General features: G+C 52.2%; 1 protein-coding gene. It reads right to left on the bottom strand.

From position 1 onward, the window contains the following. Positions 1 to 34: 34 nt before the first annotated feature. Positions 35 to 775 carry a hypothetical protein gene (locus ACZYOF_RS43930; RefSeq protein ID WP_463719612.1) on the bottom strand — a complete coding sequence of 247 codons (741 nt, stop codon included), beginning with the start codon at positions 773 to 775 and terminating at the stop codon, positions 35 to 37. Between the last annotated feature and the right edge of the window lie 221 nt (positions 776 to 996).

Here is a 996-nt window from a genome sequence, read left to right as displayed (position 1 = left end):
ACGGCTGGCAGACCCTCGCCAGCAAGCCCATTGCTCAGCCGGTTGATCTTGCCGCCTGAGCAGATATCATCCGTTCACCGGAGACTCGCGACGGACAAATTCCAACCAAGTTCGCGACGGCACCCGACACACACTCGACTATCACTAGCTTCCTTTGGACTACGACTGCCGCGTCCAGTTCTCGCGGATCGCCGATTTGCGGTTGCAGTATTCCCGACTTTACCGAAAAGCCGCCGCGTTCAAGGGCTTGTCGGAACTCCACTTCAAATAGTGTTCCCCTACCAGTTTGATTGTACTGAACGCCGAAGAAAAGTGTCTGCAGAATGCTGGCAACTGGCTCTTGATCGACGAGGGTGTGTTCATCGTTGAACGCGATCAAAAGGTCCCTCGGTCCGGTTGTCCAAAGAGAGATCGCATGCTGGGCGTCCGGCGAGAGCTTGAGAAAGTTGATTGCTTTTCGCAATTCATCGTCGGGTATGGTGGACGGAAATTGAGTCCACGTCCTGATCACCTTTATTACGATTGTCGTGTCTTTCTCTACCGAGATTATGCGGTAGCCTCGTTGACAGAGATTTACGAGATTTTGAAAGAGAAGGCGCTTTATGGTGTCCTCGTCGGCTCCGACGAGGGCCGCAAATGGAAAGAGCACAAGTTGGTTCACTGCCCAGATCGTGTAGATGATGGCATCAAGACTAAAGCCATGCTTTCTCATCAAGGCGTCGGAGAAATCCTGATGTGTATTGAGATATTCATTTACATTCAGCGGTGCGGGCAAGAAATTCGGAACTATCCTGCTTCTGAGATCGAACCCGAAATTTCCAAACCACTCACTGATTTCTTCTCTTCGGACATTATAAGTCGGGGCTAACAGTGGTGCCGTCGCGAACTTGGTTGGAATTTGTCCGTCGCGAGTCTCCGGTGAACGGATGATATCTGCTCAGGCGGCAAGATCAACCGGCTGAGCAATGGGCTTGCTGGCGAGGGTCTGCCAGCCGT

The organism is Bradyrhizobium sp. LeoA1Lang (assembly GCF_055413685.1).
The sequence above is the reverse complement of the archived record's forward strand: the minus strand, read 5'-3'. Positions and strand labels throughout refer to the sequence as shown.